Genomic DNA, 16359 nt, shown 5'->3' on the forward strand with positions numbered 1-16359 from the left:
CCAGCATGGGCGCACTCTTGTGGGTGCAAGTCCCGCCGTAAGTTGATCACGACGAACGAAGCGAAGCGCAACTGCATGAGGGCGACCGAGTGTGGGAAGGAGGCGTGGAGCGAAGCTGCGAGCCGATGAACAAGAACCGGATAGAAGTCGCGAGTGTCGCTTGGGTTCTCGGTACGTTTGGGACGGCATCCATGGCCTACCCAGCGATCGGTGTGCAGGTTCTTCTGTGACGGGTGGCCTGACGGCAACGTCGTCGATCCTCATGAAACCGTCAACAATGCATCATGCAATCTGGCTCCGGCCCCTCCACGATCCCTCCATTGCAGTAGTCATGGGTGCCAGGCATGGAAGAATTTGAACTGCACAGCGCCCGCACAGCGCGGCTGGCGGCGTGTATCAGTCGGCATTTCGGCCTGCGTTCGGCCGAAATTCGAAGCTTGGAACGAGCTGAATGCACGCACGACGTCAGCCACCAATTCCTAGTGTCCGTGCCGGCGACGAAGCGTGGGCTGATATGTTGGCGTGACAACCAGGGAGTCCGGCAGCAATTCGCGACGGGTGCCGCGCTATTGGCGGACGTGCCGGACAGCAAGTGGATCGATCCGCTCGTGCCGGCACCGTGGATCGAGCAGACTCCCGCATCCGTCCCCTCACATTACTCGTTTGGCTGACATGGGATCGAGCACACGCTCCTTTGGCATCAGCCTTAGGCTGAAACGCTTCTTGATGCGTCCCATCTATTTGCGCCGCAAGGGCTTCGATTGGCAGATCGTGCTCGAAAAGCCCATAACCGTCCGCCGTGTACCGGCTGCGTTAGATCTTTCAGGCCCATCTGATGTCAGCAAGTTGAAAGGTCAGCTCTCCGACCTGCTGAATCGACATGCCGCAGCGCGTGCTGTCCTACATCACCTCACCGTGCTCGAGCGACTCCTCAGTCGTCAGCGTCCGCCGAGCTTCGATCGGTTGCCGCCGGCCTTGCTTTCTGGCGCGCACCGGCAACTCGCCGCGTTGGCCGGCGCACAACCGCCGGCGGAAATCGTCGCGTTGCAGTCGCGCCTGACGCTGGCCCTGATGGACCGCGGACTGATCAACATCGACTCGGACCTGGATTCGCTTCGCAAGATGAGCATCGAGGAAGTCAGCGTCTCCATTTTTTTGGAAGCCGACCAGCAATGGAGGGCGTGCCGCACTGGTCGCGAGCCGGCAATTCCGAACGCAGCTGAGCCCCCATCATTGAATGGGGCTCAGCTGCCCACCTGAGCGATAGCGGCTAGGCGTAGGAAGCCCGTCGCATTTGTTTGTGGGAGAAGCGGGAGAAAACTTAGACCGTGGTCAACTTGCCGCGGAACGTGTAGCCGACTTTCTGCTCAGAGTGCAATGGCACGGTAGAGCTAGTCGCCCGCTCGATGCGCCGGCGCAGCCGGTAAATGGCGGCGTGCAGCAGGTTGTCCGCTTCACCCTCTGGGTCGCGCCCCAGCCGCTCGCACAGGGTCGCGCGCGTCACGGTCGCGCCATCGGCGGCGGCAAAACACTCCACCACCGCAAGGTCGTTCTCGCTCAACTCGATGCGCGCGCCGTCGGGAGCCATGAGTTTGCGGGCGGCCCGGTCCAGTCGCCAAACCGCGGCCTGGGCGCGGCTGCCGTCGACGCGGCGCTGTACCGCCTCGATGGCGAGCGTGACCTGCTCGAAGCGCACGGGTTTCATCAGGTACATGTCTGCACCAGCGCGCAGAACCGAGTCGAACACGTCGGCACCGACGCGCCCGGACACCACCACAATCCCGGCGGGTCCCTTGCGGCGCACGAGCCGAATGAGATCGATGCCGTCTACGCCCGGTAGCATGAGGTCTACCACGTAGAAGTCGTACTCGTACGCGCCGGCCGAAGTTAGGAATTCGTCGCTGTCGCAGAAGACCCGCACGCTCACCTGGCGCTGTTCGAGGTACTGGGCGAGGTATTCGCCGAACTCTCGGTCATCATCGATCACTGCCATGGTGGAAGGAAGCATCGGCTCAGACCTCGACGCCCTGGGGAATCGTCATGCGGGCAATGCTGCCCCGCGGCGAATTCGGAATGATTTCGATCGTCCCCTTGTGCAACTCGACCACCTTTCTGACGATGTAGAGGCCCAGGCCCGCGCCCGCCTTCGAATGTGCATCCCGGCCCCGCGTGCCCTTGTCGAACACCTTGGGTAGCAGCTCAGGCGCAATCCCGTTGCCGTTGTCCGAGATCTCGAAAGCCATGGCGGGAAGTTCGTCCGAATCCTTGATTGACAGTCGCACGACGGAGTTGGGAGGCGAGTAGGCCAGTGCATTGGCGAGCAAATTGGAGAGTGCCAGTCGCATCAGTACCGGTTGAACCTGAACCGTGCGCATGGCAGTCAGCGATTCGGTCATGATTCGCCCGCGTTCTTCAACCGCCATGTCGTGAACCACGAGACCGACGAGCGCGTCGAGGTCGGTGTCGGCGATGGTCTCGGTCGCACCAGAGGTAAGCATTGTCGCGGCAGCGAGCGCGTTGTTGAGTGTGCCGATCACGTGGTCCAGCACGTTCACCGCACGCACGAGCGGCTTGCGGATGTCGGGGCTGCCGTCGCCGCCGGACGCCGCGATCGCCGACGAGGCGCTCTGCAATGCGGCCGATGCGTTGTTCAAGGGCTGTCGCACTTCGTGGGCGAGCAGCTGTAGCATGTCCTCGCGTTCGGCCAGCATCTGGTCGCGCTCTTCGAGGAGTTTGCGCAGTCCGGCCGATTCGCCCTCCGCTCAGGCGCGAACGGCACGTTCGATGGCCAATTGCTTCAGTTCGACGTTCGAACGTTCCAGTTGTGCATTCTTGATTTCGAGCTGGCGCCGCAATGCGCTCACGGACAAGTGCGTATCGATGCGGGCCAGCACCTCTGGTTCGCTGATCGGCTTGGTTACATAGTCGACGCCGCCGGCCGCAAAGCCTGCGAGCTTGTCGCGAGTCTCGGTCGCTCCTGTCATGAAGATCACTGGAATGCGCTGCGTCAATGGATTGGTCTTGAGCTGTCGGCAGGTGGCGAAGCCGTCGAGGCCGGGCATATGCACGTCCAGCAAGATGAGGTCGGGAAGTACGAAATTGGCCCGTTCGAGGGCTTCTTCACCACTGAGCGCCACGAGCACGTGAAGGCCTTTGCGCTCCAGGCAGTCGATCAGAACCCGCAAGTTCGCGGGCTGGTCGTCTACGGTGAGGATGGTTTGCGGTGGGGATTCAGTGTCAGCAATCGGCTTCATTCGCCACGCCATTGAGGAATTGTGGCCAAGTCTACGCGGCTTCTCTGGCACCAATGGCCGAGCTGTCGCCGTCTGGCACCGTCCTGCGTTTGTTGCACGACGCTGGTTGCTGTGCATTAGTCGATGCACCATCAATAACTGATTGTTTGTTCACCCGATAGAATCATAAATGATGATGCTAGCCATTACTTCGTTTTGAGTGTTGGCGATCTGGGCTTTGCATTCATCAAAAACAGGGCGTAAGCACGGGGCCGAAACGCGCATGGAACACACAAAAATTCGGTTCGATCGCTGCGAGGTGTGCATCAACTCGCGTGAAATTGTCCGTGACGGGGTGCGGCAAGTGCTCGAGCCCAAGCCCTTCGATGCGCTGATCTATCTGATTGAGCAACGGCATCGTGTAGTGTCCAAGGACGAGTTGCTGACGAAGCTGTGGCCCAGCGAATTCGTGTCGTCCAGCGTGGTCCCGCGGGCCGTCATGAAGGCGCGGCAAGCGATCGGCGACGACGGTCAAGAGTCACGGCTCATCAAGACTGTCCACGGCGCGGGCTATCGCTTCATCGGCATCTTGCAGGAGTCGGCGGCGCCAGAGCCTCCTGACCCGTACTTTCTGGCGTTGTTGCCTTTTGAAAACCGCACGGGGCTGCCGGATCTCGACTGGATCGAATTGGGACTGATGTCCATGGTGGCCGAGGCATTGAGCACGGATGTCCGCGTGCGCATGCCGTCAATTCCGTCCTTGCTTCCCGCCCTGAGATCGCTTCCTTCGCACGCGACACCGCAAGACTGGGACGCCTTGCGGCAGCTCCTGGGCGTGAGCCATGTGGTGCATGCCGCCATAGGTCGTACTGGTGACGAGTACTGGCTGGACTACTGGACGTCATCGCAGCCCACGCTCAAGCGTCTGATGGGCAAGGAGCTCACCCAACTTGGCGAACGCCTCGCATCTGCCCTCGAAGAAGAGCTGTTCGCGGCAGACGGCGGCACGGTGTCGGTTGCCTATGAGTCAAAGGACGTGTTCGTCAATCACGCGATTGCGCGCGCACTGCAGGCGTCGGCTCAGCAGAACTGGAAGACTGCCATCAATCTGTTCAGGATGGTCCTCGACATCGAACCGCTGAACACCGGCGCGAGACTCGACTTGTTGCGAGCTTTGGCCTGCCATGGCGATGACAGCGCGGCACCGCTGGGCAAAGAACTGCTGGCGCTTGCCGAGGAGACAGGCAATGACCGACTCGCAATTGCCGTCCATCAGGCGATAGGTCACGGATGTATGACGCTCCACCAGTTCTCGCCGGGCAAATGGCATCTCGCGGAAGCGATGCGCCTGGCCGACTTGCATGGACTGCCCGACGAGCACTGGTCCGCACGCATCAAGATGTCGAAGATCGCCATACTTGAACGCGACTTCGTACGCTTTCACGAACTCATCGGTGATGGGGACCAAAGCATCGAGTCCACGGCAAATCGCGTGGATGCCTTGCGCGCGCTGCACTACTCGGCGCTCGCCGCCACCAAACAGGGCGATCCGGTGCGCGGCGTGCAGCTTGGTTGCAAGACTGTCCAGTTGAGCAAGGAGTACCGGCTCAATCAGATGCTGACCACCGCCTCGTTGAACCTCATCTACCCCTGCTTCGATCTCGGCCTGATGAAGGAGGCGGTCGAGCATGGTGAGGCTGCGCTTGCCGCCGCGCAGACCTTGGAAGACACAGTGCATCTTGCCTACGTCACCGAGGCGCTGTGCTGGGTGTACCGAGAACTTCGAGCGCCTGCTCAGTCGGCTCGCGTCCTCACCATTGCACAGGATGTCGACATGCGGATGCCCATGGTGCGTGCGGAGGTCCTGCGGGCGCACGCCCATCACGCCGCATCCGAAGGTGCGCACGATGATGCCTTGACGTGCATGCGTGAGGCCATGGCGATCTGTCGCGAGCATCGGAATTGGCTGTACATGCATGAGCTGTCGCCTTGGCTCGTCATGTCGCTGGTGCTCGCCGAGCGCTTGGACGAAGCGACCGAGGCCAGCGAAGAGGCACACAAGCTCCCGGAATTCCGCGCGGACCCTGACCTTCAGGCAGGGCTGAGCGTATGCCGCGCCATCGGAGCCCATTCACGCGGCGACCATACGCGTGCTCATGCGGATCTCTTGGCGGTTGTCGAGACCGCGCCAAGAGGGCTTTGGCGTGCCTACGCAGGATTGAACGGCGCATGGCTTGCCGTCGAGGCCGGCAACCTCGACGAGGCCAACTGGTTCCTTCGCGACTTGGGCCCTTGGCTGCAGGAACACCCTGCGGGTATGGCCCTTGATGCCAGGTTCAAGTTCGCCAGGGGCCAGTACGCGGCTGCTGCACATGCTCATCGGCGCTTTGCCGCCAGCATCGAATCGCCTCTGTCCGCCTACCATGCCGGCCTTGGCGAAGTCTATGAAGCAGCAGAAAGAGAGACGCCCTTGTCGTTGCCGGCCTTGCCACCGGCGCCGCGGTTGCCGACTGGAATGTGACGCGGAGGTTTCGACTGGCCGCGTGAAGCCGCTCAGCGAAGTGATTGCCGAGACGGCTTGGCAAAAATCCGGCGTTGCTTGAATCTGCGCAGCAGATTCGGTTGCGCGCATTTGGCTTCGCATTTGAGAGGACGCATGCGTCCGAGCCGAGCACCATGGCGACTGCAAATTCCGCTTCTACGCTCCATGGTCAATATTCCCAACACGTCCGCTGCGCCGGCGTCGCCACCCCCGCTTGCGACGCGAGCCGAACCCGAAACATCCGGCGTTCCGCACCGGCGTCCCGCGCTCTCGAGCGAATTGCAAGGGCTGACTCTGCAATCACGGCCTGCCGGAGCGCCCGACGCCGCGATTGCGCCCCGCTCCAATCTGCCGCTTTCACCGCAAGGCGCTGCCGAGCGGCCGCAGCCGGCCGCGGCGATCGAAGTCTCGGTTCCGCAAGCGAAACGCGAAATGGATCGGTTGCTGGAGCCCCTCGCTGACTTTGAGCTGATGCTTAAGCACGGTTCGCCCGAGGGTCTCGAAGACCGCATCGACGCAAGCAAGGCGGTATTCGACTACTACGCGAGTCTGCCGAGGCAGGTTGCTGTTCGCGCGCTGCCGGACAGCCGGGTGCTCCATATACGCGACCATGCGATGGCGGCGGATAACAAAATTAACGAGCTGAACAAACCGGCCTTTGATGAGCTGACAGCAAAAAGTGAAAAGATAGACAAGCTGCTGGACAACCTGGTCGACGCCAATAAGCAAAGAGGAAGCGGCGAGCAGATCGACTTGAGCGGGCTGTATGCGGAGGTGAACAGGTTCAACGAGGCGAAGTTGCAGTTCCATGACCAGCGGGCCGGGCGAGCGGACAAAGTGCTCTCCATGATGATCAGCGTCACCCATGTTCTGGGTAGTTCACCGAAGGAGCGCGAGAAGGAAGCCGGCGGCCTGCGCATGAAGATGGGCCAAGTCACGATGACGCGATCCTTGGCGCTCCAGGTGGCCGTGGAGTTCGTGCTCTTCTTCGTGGCCTCCCGGTCTCTTACGCGGCAATCCGACGATCCAGTGAGGCATGCTTTCCGCGATGCGATAGCGGAGCTGGTCACATTTCGCGACGACATCGACCCGGCCTTCAAAACCACTACCCCGGTGGTGATGAACACGTATCGCATGGACGACTCGACCCGGACGGTGCTTGACGGGGTTATCGGCCGGCTCCAGGAGTTCGCTTCGGGGGTGGACCGCGCCACGGCTCGGTTGCGCGCGCTTGGCGCCGAAACCAATGCGTCGGATGATCCCGTGCGCCTGCTGGACAAGTTAATGGAGAGGGTGTGGGTGACCGCGGACGACGTGAGGCGAACGCTGCTGGCGCATGTCGAGTCGCGCGACGAGGCCACGCCGTCGGCGGGCCCGCAACGTTCGGCGCCGAATGCCGCTGAGGGTTCCCGCGCGCCCGCAGGAAGGGGGAAGGGCAAGGGGAAGGGCAACGCCAAGGCCAAGGCCAAGGCCAAAGCAAGGGCTGCCGCCGAGCCATCCAAGGTGGTGGGTCGATCGGCACTGGGCACCAAGCTGCTCGTCGATGCGACACCGGTGGTGGCGAGTTCGTCTTCTGTGGCGCCAGCCGAGCCGCTGCTGCAAAGGCTGGCGCGCATGCTGGAGTTTGATCTTCCTGCGCATCAGAGGCAGGTGTCGCGGGCACGATCGGAGTATTCGCCGGAGAACACCGGCCATCTCGTGGCCGAGACGATCAAGCTGTTGGAGGCGAAGGCCGATGAGATGCAAACCTGCCTTTCCGAGGTGAGCAAACCACAATTTCGCAAGCAGCTGGGCGGCGCGCAGATGAACGAGGTGCATCAACAGATCGGGCAGCTGAGAACTCTATTGGCCCAGGTCAAGGGCGAGGCCCGGTCGTTCAAGGAAGGCATGGCCGAGGCCGCCATCGAGCACATGAAGACCTACGCGTTTCCGACGCAGGCGCACATCGAGCAGTTGTGCCAGGCAGGCCAGCTGGCGCCCGTGGGGCAGCCGACCCCGCTCAAGAGCGAGCCGTGCAGGCTGTTCGAGATCAAGCTGCAGCCTGCGCCGCTGCGCAATGCGACGATGCCGAGTCCGATGTGGCTGCATCTGCATACGCAGCAGGAGGTGCATGCGCGGCAGTTGCACGAGCTAGAAGACGCGGATTTCGTGGCTTGCCACGTCAAGTCCGACGTCGAACGCGGGCGCAACCGCCAATGGCAAAACGCCCGTGCCCGGGAAGGTCACGAGAACGTGATGATCTATCGGGGCAAGGTTGAGCCGGCATTGTGCAGGTCTTTGATGACCTTGTGAGCCCGCGAAGCGAGCCGGATTCGTATTTCTGTGAATCGGTTCGCATTGAATCCCGCACATGAGGCGGACAAGCGCAGGATGAGAGCCTGCAACGCCATATAGCACTCCATGAAGAACATTTCCCAAACGCCTTCCGAGGCACGAGCCGCTTCGTCCCCGCCCCTGAGCACTGCGCAAGCCGATCCCGGAACTCGCGTCCCGGCACAGCGCCCCACGGAGGTGTCGGGCGAGTTGCAGGCGTTGACGCTGCATGATCGGCCGGCAGAGCAGGCGGGCGGTGCAATGACCCCACGTCGAGGGCTGCCGTCCTCGTCGCAAGTCGCTGCCCAGCGACGAGAGCCCGTCGAGGCGAGCAAGGCCGCCGCTGCGTCGGCCAAGCGGACAATAAGCGCTCGGCTGAACGAGCTCGACTCCTTGAGAGAAGTCGTCAAGCTGTGGGGAGTCTCGCGCGAGACGTTCGCGGGCATCATCAACGCAGCTCAGGCCATATTCAAGCTCTATGCAAGCCTGCCGAGGCGCGCGGCTATTCGGCTCCTTGCAGACAGCAAGGTCCGTGAGATTTGCGACCTTGTGATTTCCACGGACAAGAAGCTTACCGAGCAGCTCTATCCGAGTGCTGACGCCCTGGATGCTGAAACGGACAAGCTGCGGAACATACTCAACGGCTTGATCGAGGCTAATGCACAGAGACAAGAAAGCAATCGGATGAACCTGGACAAACTCTTTGCAAAGCTGGACAAGCCCACCAAGGCGACGGTGCAGCTATGGAATGACTTCGCTGCGCGCCGGGAGCAAGTGCTGTCCATGCTCCAGAGCCCTGCTCATGTAGCGGGGGTAACTCCGCAGAGTCGTGAGTCGGATGCAGCCATCATGCGACAGCATACTTTCCACATCGCGTTGTCGCACTTCATGATGGTGCAGTCCTTGGCGCAGTTTGCGATCGTCAAAATCAAGGGACGTGCCGCAGGCGGCGGCCCGATGAAAGAATCGCTGGACGCCACAGTGGATCTGCTGAATACGCTGCCCGAGGACATCATCCCGGCCTTCAGATCCACGATGCAGGCCAGCAACCTGGACGAGGCGACCCTCGAAGTGCTCGAGGGCATCGTGGACCGGCTCCAGGAATTCGCCTCGGGTGTGGAACGCGCTGGTGACCGACTGCACGAGGTACCCGTGGGGACCGAGGTGCCGGGCGAACTGGTGGATCTGATGAACAAGATCTTCGAGTCCGTTTGGGTGACCGCGAACGACATTAGGCGCACCATCGATGTCCACGCGCAGACGCCGCCCGGTGAAGTCGTGCCGCAGCCAGTCAAGGGGAGAGCGGCGGTTGCTGACGCTGCTTCTGGAGCGTTGCAAGCACGTGTCTCCGCTGCGCCTGCGCCTTCGTCTTCGTCTTCGTCTTCGTCTTCGTCGACCGGCAGTGTCCCGACCCAAGTGCTTGGACGCTCGGCGCTGGGTACCAAGCTGCTCGTTGACGCGGCACCGAGCGTGGCGAGCGCTTCATCGTCCCTGTCGGCTGAGCCGCCGGTGCAGTGGCTTGCTCGATTGTTGGAATTCGACCTGTCCGCGCACGAGCGGGAGGTGGCGCGGGCACGGCGCGAGCGATCGCCGGAGAACGCCAACTATCTGGTGAAAGAGACGATCAAGATTCTGGAGGCGAAAGCCGGTGAGATGGAAGCCTGCGTTACCGAGCTGAGCAACCCACAATTGCGCAAGCAGCTGGGCCCACAATTGAACGACGTGCATGAACTGACGGGCCAGCTCAAAAATCTATTGGCGCAGGTCAATGGGATTGCTCGCTCGCTCAAGGAAGGCATGGCCGAGGCTGCCATCGAGCACATGAAGACCTACTCGTTCCCAACGCAACAGCACATCCAGCAGCTGCACCGTGCCGGCCAGCTGGCGCCCGCGGGACCGCCGAGCGCGCTCAAGAGCGAGCCTTGCAAGCTGTTCGAGATCAAGCTGCAGCCTGCGCCGCTGCGCAATAAGACGATGCCGCGGCCAATATGGCTGCATCTGCATACGCATCGACAAGTGCATGCCCGACAGTTGCACGAGCTGCCGGACGCAGATTTCGCGGCTTGCCACCTCAAGTCCGACATCGAACGCGGCCGCAACCGTCAGTGGCAGGATGCCCGTGCCTGCGAAGGTCACGAGAACGTGATGGTCTATCGGGGCAAAGTCGAGCCGGCAGTGTGCAGATCCTTGATGGCCCACTCGATCAGATCCTCCGCAAGCCAAGGGTGAGCTGCCCGACCTGATGGGATGCGGTGCCCGGCTTTGCGGCAGCCGTGGGCTTCAGTCTCGGCTCGGTCGGTGTCGGCTGGCCATGGGCCTTCTTCATCAATCAACCGATTGGCGCCCTCTCTCTGTGGCGCGGTGCGGGGTTGTTGAACGAGTCAGAGTAGCGACACGGCGAAAGGTCGACGTGGTCGAAATGGCAAATGGCGCTGCTCATCGTCGCCGTCGGCGCTCTCGCGCTTGCCATCGTCGAATCAAATCACCGGCGTGGACTCGCGTGCAGCTCGCGACTGCTGCACATATTGGCGTGAGCGCATTCATCGCCTTCTGCGTCTGGAGGAACGAGCCCGAGGAATCGTTACCTCGGGTTTTGGCGGCGAATCCAGTTCGCCACGCGCCTGGCGGGGCGTCGCGGAGACCGCCGCTGCGCGGGTAGTAAACTTCGCGTCCTTTAACCGATCCTTCGACTGGCTTTTATGCTGCACGGGTCACCCAGCCCGGGCGTCGCCGGTTCGGAGCTCATCAGCCTCTTGGCGCGCATCGCGGACGCACCACCAGCCGCTTCCCGCATGGCCTTCGCCGAGCGCCTGGGCCACTGGCTCAGCTGGACGGATGCCATCGCGCTTTCCTCGGTGCTGAACGCAGCACCGTCAGCGTTAGCCCCCGTCCGGTCCTGTGGCTTTGACGGCGAAGAGGCGGACTTCCAGCGGGTGCGGGTGGCTTTGGAGGCGTCTATCGTCGCCGGCCCCCGAGAGACCGCATCGAGCCCGACCGACTTCGGCCCGCTCCAACGCCACTGCATCGCCCAGCAGAAGGCGATGCAGGATTCCATCGGTGCACTGCGGCAGCGGCTGCGGGACGCGCTTTCGCGGCGCTCGCCCGCACTGGCTCGGCTGGCCGCCATCGATGCCGTGATGGACCAGACTCTCGCCGCGTTCGAACGGAGCCTGCTGGGCCTCGTGCCGCTGCGACTGCAGGCGCACTTCGAGCGGATGCAACGAGCCGCGGGTGACGACACCCGCTGGCTGGAGGTCTTCCGCGAAGACATGGACCGCGTGCTCCGGGCCGAACTGGCACATCGGATGCTGCCCGTCCAGGGCCTGCTTGACACGCTTCGCACACATCAACCGACATGAACCGATCACTCCATCACGCCGCCTTTGCGGTAGGTCTTCTTGCCGTTGCCTGGGTGGGAACGGGCTACATCCCTGGCAACCCGGTGGCGCTGGCGCTGGTGCTGCTCATCGGAACATTTTTTTTGATGGGCTCGCTGGAACTTCACCGCTTCCAGCAGGCCACCACAGGCCTGGCGCAAGTGCTGGCCACGGCGAACGAATCTCCGCCCAGTCTGAGTGTGTGGCTCGCCCCTCTGCATCCCAGCCTGCAAAACGCCGTTCGGCTGCGCGTTGAAGGCGAGCGCGTCGCGCTGCCGGGCCCGGCACTCACGCCCTACCTGGCCGGCTTCCTGGTGCTGCTGGGCATGTTGGGTACCTTCCTGGGCATGGTGATCACGCTCAAGGGCACTGGCCTCGCGCTGGAGAACGCCACCGACGTGGAGGCCATCCGCGCGTCGTTGGCAGCGCCGGTCAAGGGCCTGGGTCTGGCCTTCGGCACCTCGGTTGCGGGTGTGGCGGCTTCAGCGATGCTGGGGCTTATGTCGGCTCTGGCGCGGCGCGAACGTCAGCGCACGGCTCAGCAGCTTGATGCGTGCATCAGCACCACTCTGAGGAGCTTCTCGCGCGCGCACCAGCGCGAGGAATCGCTGCGCCTTTTGCAGGTGCAGACCGAAGTGATGCCCGCGCTTGTGACCCAGTTGCAGAGCTTGGTGGTGCAAATGGAGCGCCAGGGCGACACCTTGCAAGACCGCCTTTTGGCAAGCCAGGCGCAGTTCCAGGGGGAAGCACAGCGCGCTTACACGGGACTGGCCAATTCTGTGGACCGGTCCTTGAAGGTCAGCTTGACCGAAAGCGCACGGCTGGCCGCAGCTGTCATCGAACCCGCGGTGCAGGCGACGATGGCTGGCCTGGCGCGCGAAGCCAGCAATCTGCGCGATACGCTGACGGCCGCGGTGCAGCACCAGATCGACGGCGTGGCCGCGCGCTTAGACACCACGACCACCACGTTGGCCGAGCGCTGGCAGGCGGGCCTGGCCGACCAGCAGCGACACAACGAAGCCGTAACGCAGGTCCTGCGCGTCGGCATGGACCGCTTCGTGCAGACCTTCGAGCAGCGCTCCGCCGCTCTGCTGGATGGAATGGCCGCGCGGATGGACCGTAGCGCTGACCTGTGGGCCGAGTCATGGGGCCAAGCGCTGGCCCAGCAAAGGGAAGGCAACGAGGCGCTCACGCAGCACACCCGCGAAGCTTGGTCGGCTACTGTGGCGGGCTTCGAACAGCACGCTGCCGCACTGTTGCGCGACGTGGCCGCGGCACACGCTGCATGGGATGCTGCTGCCGCCGCGCGCGAGCACAAACGGATGACTGCCGTGCACGACGGTCTGGTCACGATGACCACCACGCTACAGCACCACGCCCAGCAAGAGGGCACGGCGATGGCCGAGCGCCAGCGGCAGATCTGCACGACGCTGGAGCACACCGCACATGCCATTACCGCGCAAGCCGAAGCCCACACGCGCGCCACAATCGGCGAGATCGAGCGGCTGGTGCAGGCGGCATCGGAGGCCCCACGCGCAGCGGCCGAGGTCATCGGCGAACTGCGCCGTGCGCTCAGCGACAGCTTGGTGCGCGACAGCGCGGCGCTCGACGAGCGCAACCGCATGATGGCCACGCTGGGCGGCTTGCTCGACGCGGTGAACCACGCCAGCAGCGAACAGCGGACTGCGATCGACACGCTGGTGCACGCCACCACAGACGTGCTGGATCGGGTAGGTGCTCGTTTCGCCGAGACCGTCGAGGCGGAGTCGCGCACGCTGCAGTCGGTGGCCGCGCAGGTGACGCTCGGCGCGGCCGAGGTGGCGAGTCTGGGCGAGGGTTTCGGCTTGGCAGTGCATCTGTTCAGCAGGGCCAGCGAGCAGCTGATGGCGCAATTGCAGCGTATCGAGGGAGCACTCGGCCACTCAATGGCGCGCAGCGACGAGCAGCTGGCCTATTACGTGGCGCAGGCGCGCGAGATCATCGACCTGACGCTAGGCTCGCAAAGGCAGATCGTCGAGGACCTGCAGCATCTGGCCAGGACGCCTGTGGGCGTCTCCGCCCCAGCCGTTGCTCAGGCGGAGGCTGACGCCGCATGACGCACGACGAGCTTGACGACAGCCTGGACTTGACCACGCCTGTGTGGGCAGTCTTTGGCGATTTGATGGCCGGGCTCCTGGGCGCCTTCGTGCTAATTCTGGTGTGCGTGATGGGGCAGCAGTTTGACCTGGCCCAGCGTCTGAAAGCTGAGGTTCAACAGCGCCAAGCTGAGGCGCAGCGCCGTGCAGATCTGGAACGTGCGCTGGCCATCCCGCTGGCTACCGGCCGCGTGACGCTGGCCAACGGCCGCATAGGCATCAGCGGCAACGTGCTGTTTGCGTTCAATTCCGCAGAGCTGCAGCCGGAAGGCAGGCAGCTGCTCAAGAGCTTGGCCGGGCCTTTGGCCGCCTATCTGGCCGCGCGCGACGAGGTGCTGATGGTCAGCGGATTCACCGACGACCGGCAGGTGCGCGATGGTGGCCGCGCGAAATTCGCGGACAACTGGGAACTCTCGGCCCAGCGTGCACTCACCGTGACACGCGCGCTGATCGAGGATGGAGTTCCCTCGCCGGCGGTGTTCGCCGCCGCGTTCGGGGCCCAACAGCCAGTGGCCTCGAATGCCGACGCAGCCGGCCGCGCGCTCAACCGGCGTGTCGAGATGGCGCCAACGCCGCGGCCGAAGCCAGTATGAGCGCCGACGCGGCCGGAAAGGCCGGACGCGACCCACTCGCCGCGGTCGAGGTTTGGGGCGCGCCGGGCGCGAAGTCGGTCGACCCGGTGGGAGTCGGCGTCATCGAGGCTCTGGCACGCCGCGCAGCGGCCCAGCAGGGCGAGGTGCGTCGGCTGCTGATGCGACGTGTCGAGGAGCTGCGGAACGAACATGCCGCGGCGAAGCCAACCAATCAGGCCGACCAAGCACTGGACGAGCCAGCCGTGCGCCGATGTGCGCTGGCCGGGCTGTCTGATCTGGTCGACCGACTCGGCCGCTCGCCGGTTTCGTCCGTATTGAGTACGCAGCCTCGGCCGGGTATGGCTCGCCAGACAGACGCGTCGATAACAGGGCCGCTGTCGCGCGTGGCACCGCCACCACCGCTGAAGGCCGTTGTGGTGTTCAAGGGCACTTGGTCGCGCCTGCGGGCCGAACACCGTCTACGCCAGGCCCTAGCCCAGGTTCCCGCAATGGCCGGCCCGCTGAACTCCTCGCACCTGGTGAACTGCGCGCTGCAGGCGATGCGCGACGTGTCGCCGGAGTACCTTGATGCCTTCATGTCCCACATCGATACGCTCCAATGGCTGGAGCAGGCTAGCGGCGCCGGCGACCTCACGGCCCGCCCAATGACGCCCACCGAGGGCCGGCGACGACCCGGCGCGCGGGAGGTCCGCAAGGCCTGACGTCCACGACTACCAGGTCGGCCTAGCCAGCCTAGCCTGGCTAGGCGCCCTGGATGTTCACGATCATGTCAAGTTTTGGTCAAGCTGCGACGAGGCTTCGATCGACTAATTCGTTGAGGGCTCGCTGGAACGCCTGCCATGCTGTGGTCAGCGGACTGCGGCGTCGGATGTCATCGCAAAGTCGTGGGTCAAGGATCGCCAAGCCGTGGGGCAGGACGCGAGCGTAGCTCTTTGTGAAGAGCACGGCCACGGTTCGCCCGATTCAAGCCTGCGGATCAAGCCCTTGCGTTTGAGGCGGCGCAGGGCTTGCCGGGTCGTGTATGGTGCGTCGAGCAGTGCAGCAACGCGCTGGACCAGCTGGCCGTTGGTAAATCCGTCAACTACGTGGCAGAAGCCGACGAGCGCCGCCAGCACCGCCATCACGCGCGAGTCGTCGAACCTCAGCGCTGGCGCGTAGCGACCGCCTTCACTGCTCGAAGGTTGGGTCACGTGCGCGAACGTCCCCACGTCGGGGGCGGGCATCGCGTCTTGCGCTTTGGCCTCCGCACACGCGTCTGCCGACGCCGAAGTTATGCGTATCGCAGCTCACCGTCTCGGACGGAGAGCTCGGCCCTCCTTGAAGTACTGCTTGATCCGGGAAGACTTGTAGTAGCAGTTCAGGATCGGTTCGCCCCCTGGGTGATGACCCTCGTTCGGAACGAGCCTGGGGTTCGCACGCTGACTCGTCGGTCGAAGGTCCGCGTCACCTGATCGGGCCGACCGATGTCGAGGTGGTCGCGGATCACGCCCTCGAACCAGCTTCGCCCGGCTTGCGGGCGCCGAAAACAACAGAATCGGAGACCACGAACTGGCGGAGGGCGAGGTCATAGGATTAGCCAGCGCGCAGGTCGTCCCGTTGGCAAGTGTGATCAGCCAATTCGATGGATCAATGATCGAGCTCGGTGATGGTCGGCCGGGCCATCAAGACGACGATCGTCGACGTGGGTTCGTTGAGCGATGCAGTCGTGTTCACGTCAACGATGGCCATTAGGTGCATGAACAGAACGCCGCCAGTATTGAAGCTGGCGGCGTTCGGCATTGGAGGGTGCTGTGTTCAGAAGGGTGGGGCGTCGATGTTGTGCGGCATGTTGGACATGGATCATGTTGTGTGCCGAGCCGCGCACTTGCTTGCAAAGGGCTTCACGTTCAAGCAGATCGGCGACCCTCCCCCTCAGGCCTTCCGCTTGGCGTTATGAGGTTGCTCGCTACGAACTAGGGCACATTCGGATTTTAAAAAAGGGTGCTATAGTCGCGGTCTTCGCTGATTGCAGCGGGCAACGTTTAAAAGGCGCAGCCCGACGAATCGAAAGATTCAAGCAAACAACGAAGACCAAGAAAGCCGAGTACTTGACAGGGTTTTAGAAAAAATGTCAAAATCGCTTTCTTCGCTGATAACAACAAGTTAACAGCGACGCGCTAAGAAGCA

14 protein-coding genes are annotated in these 16359 nt (G+C 63.2%); 9 read left to right on the plus strand and 5 right to left on the minus strand.

The features are described 5' to 3' along the window. Nucleotides 1-344: 344 nt before the first annotated feature. Complete coding sequence (locus AC30NL_RS01780; RefSeq protein ID WP_489462297.1) at nucleotides 345-671, plus strand: hypothetical protein; 327 nt, start codon at nucleotides 345-347, stop codon at nucleotides 669-671. Between the two features lie 55 nt (nucleotides 672-726). Further along, on the plus strand, nucleotides 727-1260 hold the full coding sequence (locus AC30NL_RS01785) for a hypothetical protein (RefSeq protein ID WP_489462298.1): 534 nt from the start codon (nucleotides 727-729) through the stop codon (nucleotides 1258-1260). Between the two features lie 61 nt (nucleotides 1261-1321). Here AC30NL_RS01785 and AC30NL_RS01790 read toward each other — a convergent pair whose 3' ends face one another. From AC30NL_RS01790 to AC30NL_RS01800, 3 genes are read right to left on the minus strand one after another with little or no spacing between them, the layout of a single operon-like run. Beyond that, nucleotides 1322-1993 (minus strand): response regulator transcription factor, encoded by a 672-nt coding sequence (locus AC30NL_RS01790; RefSeq protein ID WP_489462299.1) that lies wholly within the window; start codon nucleotides 1991-1993, stop codon nucleotides 1322-1324. A gap of 19 nt (nucleotides 1994-2012) precedes the next feature. After that, nucleotides 2013-2711 (minus strand): sensor histidine kinase, encoded by a 699-nt coding sequence (locus AC30NL_RS01795; protein ID WP_489462300.1) that lies wholly within the window; start codon nucleotides 2709-2711, stop codon nucleotides 2013-2015. A 51-nt stretch (nucleotides 2712-2762) separates the two neighbouring features. Further along, nucleotides 2763-3254 carry a response regulator gene (locus AC30NL_RS01800; RefSeq protein ID WP_489462301.1) on the minus strand — a complete coding sequence of 164 codons (492 nt, stop codon included), beginning with the start codon at nucleotides 3252-3254 and terminating at the stop codon, nucleotides 2763-2765. A 262-nt stretch (nucleotides 3255-3516) separates the two neighbouring features. Here AC30NL_RS01800 and AC30NL_RS01805 point away from each other — a divergent pair, with 262 nt between their 5' ends. The 7 genes from AC30NL_RS01805 to AC30NL_RS01835 all read left to right on the plus strand — a co-directional run bounded on the left by AC30NL_RS01805 (nucleotide 3517) and on the right by AC30NL_RS01835 (nucleotide 14894). Then, nucleotides 3517-5754, plus strand: a complete 2238-nt coding sequence (locus AC30NL_RS01805) for a winged helix-turn-helix domain-containing protein (protein WP_489462302.1) — start codon at nucleotides 3517-3519, stop codon at nucleotides 5752-5754. A gap of 186 nt (nucleotides 5755-5940) precedes the next feature. After that, nucleotides 5941-8067 (plus strand): hypothetical protein, encoded by a 2127-nt coding sequence (locus tag AC30NL_RS01810; RefSeq protein ID WP_489462303.1) that lies wholly within the window; start codon nucleotides 5941-5943, stop codon nucleotides 8065-8067. Between the two features lie 108 nt (nucleotides 8068-8175). Next, entirely contained in the window at nucleotides 8176-10317 is a 2142-nt protein-coding gene (locus tag AC30NL_RS01815; protein WP_489462304.1) for a hypothetical protein, read from the plus strand. Between the two features lie 470 nt (nucleotides 10318-10787). Next, the gene (locus AC30NL_RS01820) at nucleotides 10788-11447 is read left to right on the plus strand and encodes a DUF3348 family protein (protein ID WP_489462305.1); all 660 of its coding nucleotides are present in this window, start codon (nucleotides 10788-10790) and stop codon (nucleotides 11445-11447) included. Then, a complete protein-coding gene (locus tag AC30NL_RS01825) occupies nucleotides 11444-13561 on the plus strand; it encodes a DUF802 domain-containing protein (protein WP_489462306.1) in 2118 nt (705 codons plus the stop codon). The genes AC30NL_RS01820 and AC30NL_RS01825 overlap by 4 nt, the downstream gene beginning before the upstream one ends. Next, entirely contained in the window at nucleotides 13558-14193 is a 636-nt protein-coding gene (locus tag AC30NL_RS01830; RefSeq protein ID WP_489462307.1) for an OmpA family protein, read from the plus strand. The genes AC30NL_RS01825 and AC30NL_RS01830 overlap by 4 nt, the downstream gene beginning before the upstream one ends. Further along, nucleotides 14190-14894: a DUF2894 domain-containing protein gene (locus tag AC30NL_RS01835; protein ID WP_489462308.1), complete on the plus strand. Its 705-nt coding sequence runs from the start codon at nucleotides 14190-14192 to the stop codon at nucleotides 14892-14894. The genes AC30NL_RS01830 and AC30NL_RS01835 overlap by 4 nt, the downstream gene beginning before the upstream one ends. Nucleotides 14895-15041: 147 nt before the next feature. Here the strand turns inward: AC30NL_RS01835 and AC30NL_RS01840 are convergent, their stop codons facing one another. Together AC30NL_RS01840 and AC30NL_RS01845 are read right to left on the minus strand one after the other, a co-directional pair. Continuing rightward, nucleotides 15042-15416, minus strand: coding sequence for a hypothetical protein (locus AC30NL_RS01840; RefSeq protein WP_489462309.1), 375 nt, complete (start codon nucleotides 15414-15416; stop codon nucleotides 15042-15044). 403 nt (nucleotides 15417-15819) lie between these two features. Then, nucleotides 15820-15972: a hypothetical protein gene (locus tag AC30NL_RS01845; RefSeq protein WP_489462310.1), complete on the minus strand. Its 153-nt coding sequence runs from the start codon at nucleotides 15970-15972 to the stop codon at nucleotides 15820-15822. Nucleotides 15973-16359 lie beyond the last annotated feature (387 nt).

Source organism: Rhizobacter sp. (assembly GCA_021153565.1).
In the GTDB taxonomy this organism is placed as follows: domain Bacteria; phylum Pseudomonadota; class Gammaproteobacteria; order Burkholderiales; family Burkholderiaceae_C; genus Albitalea.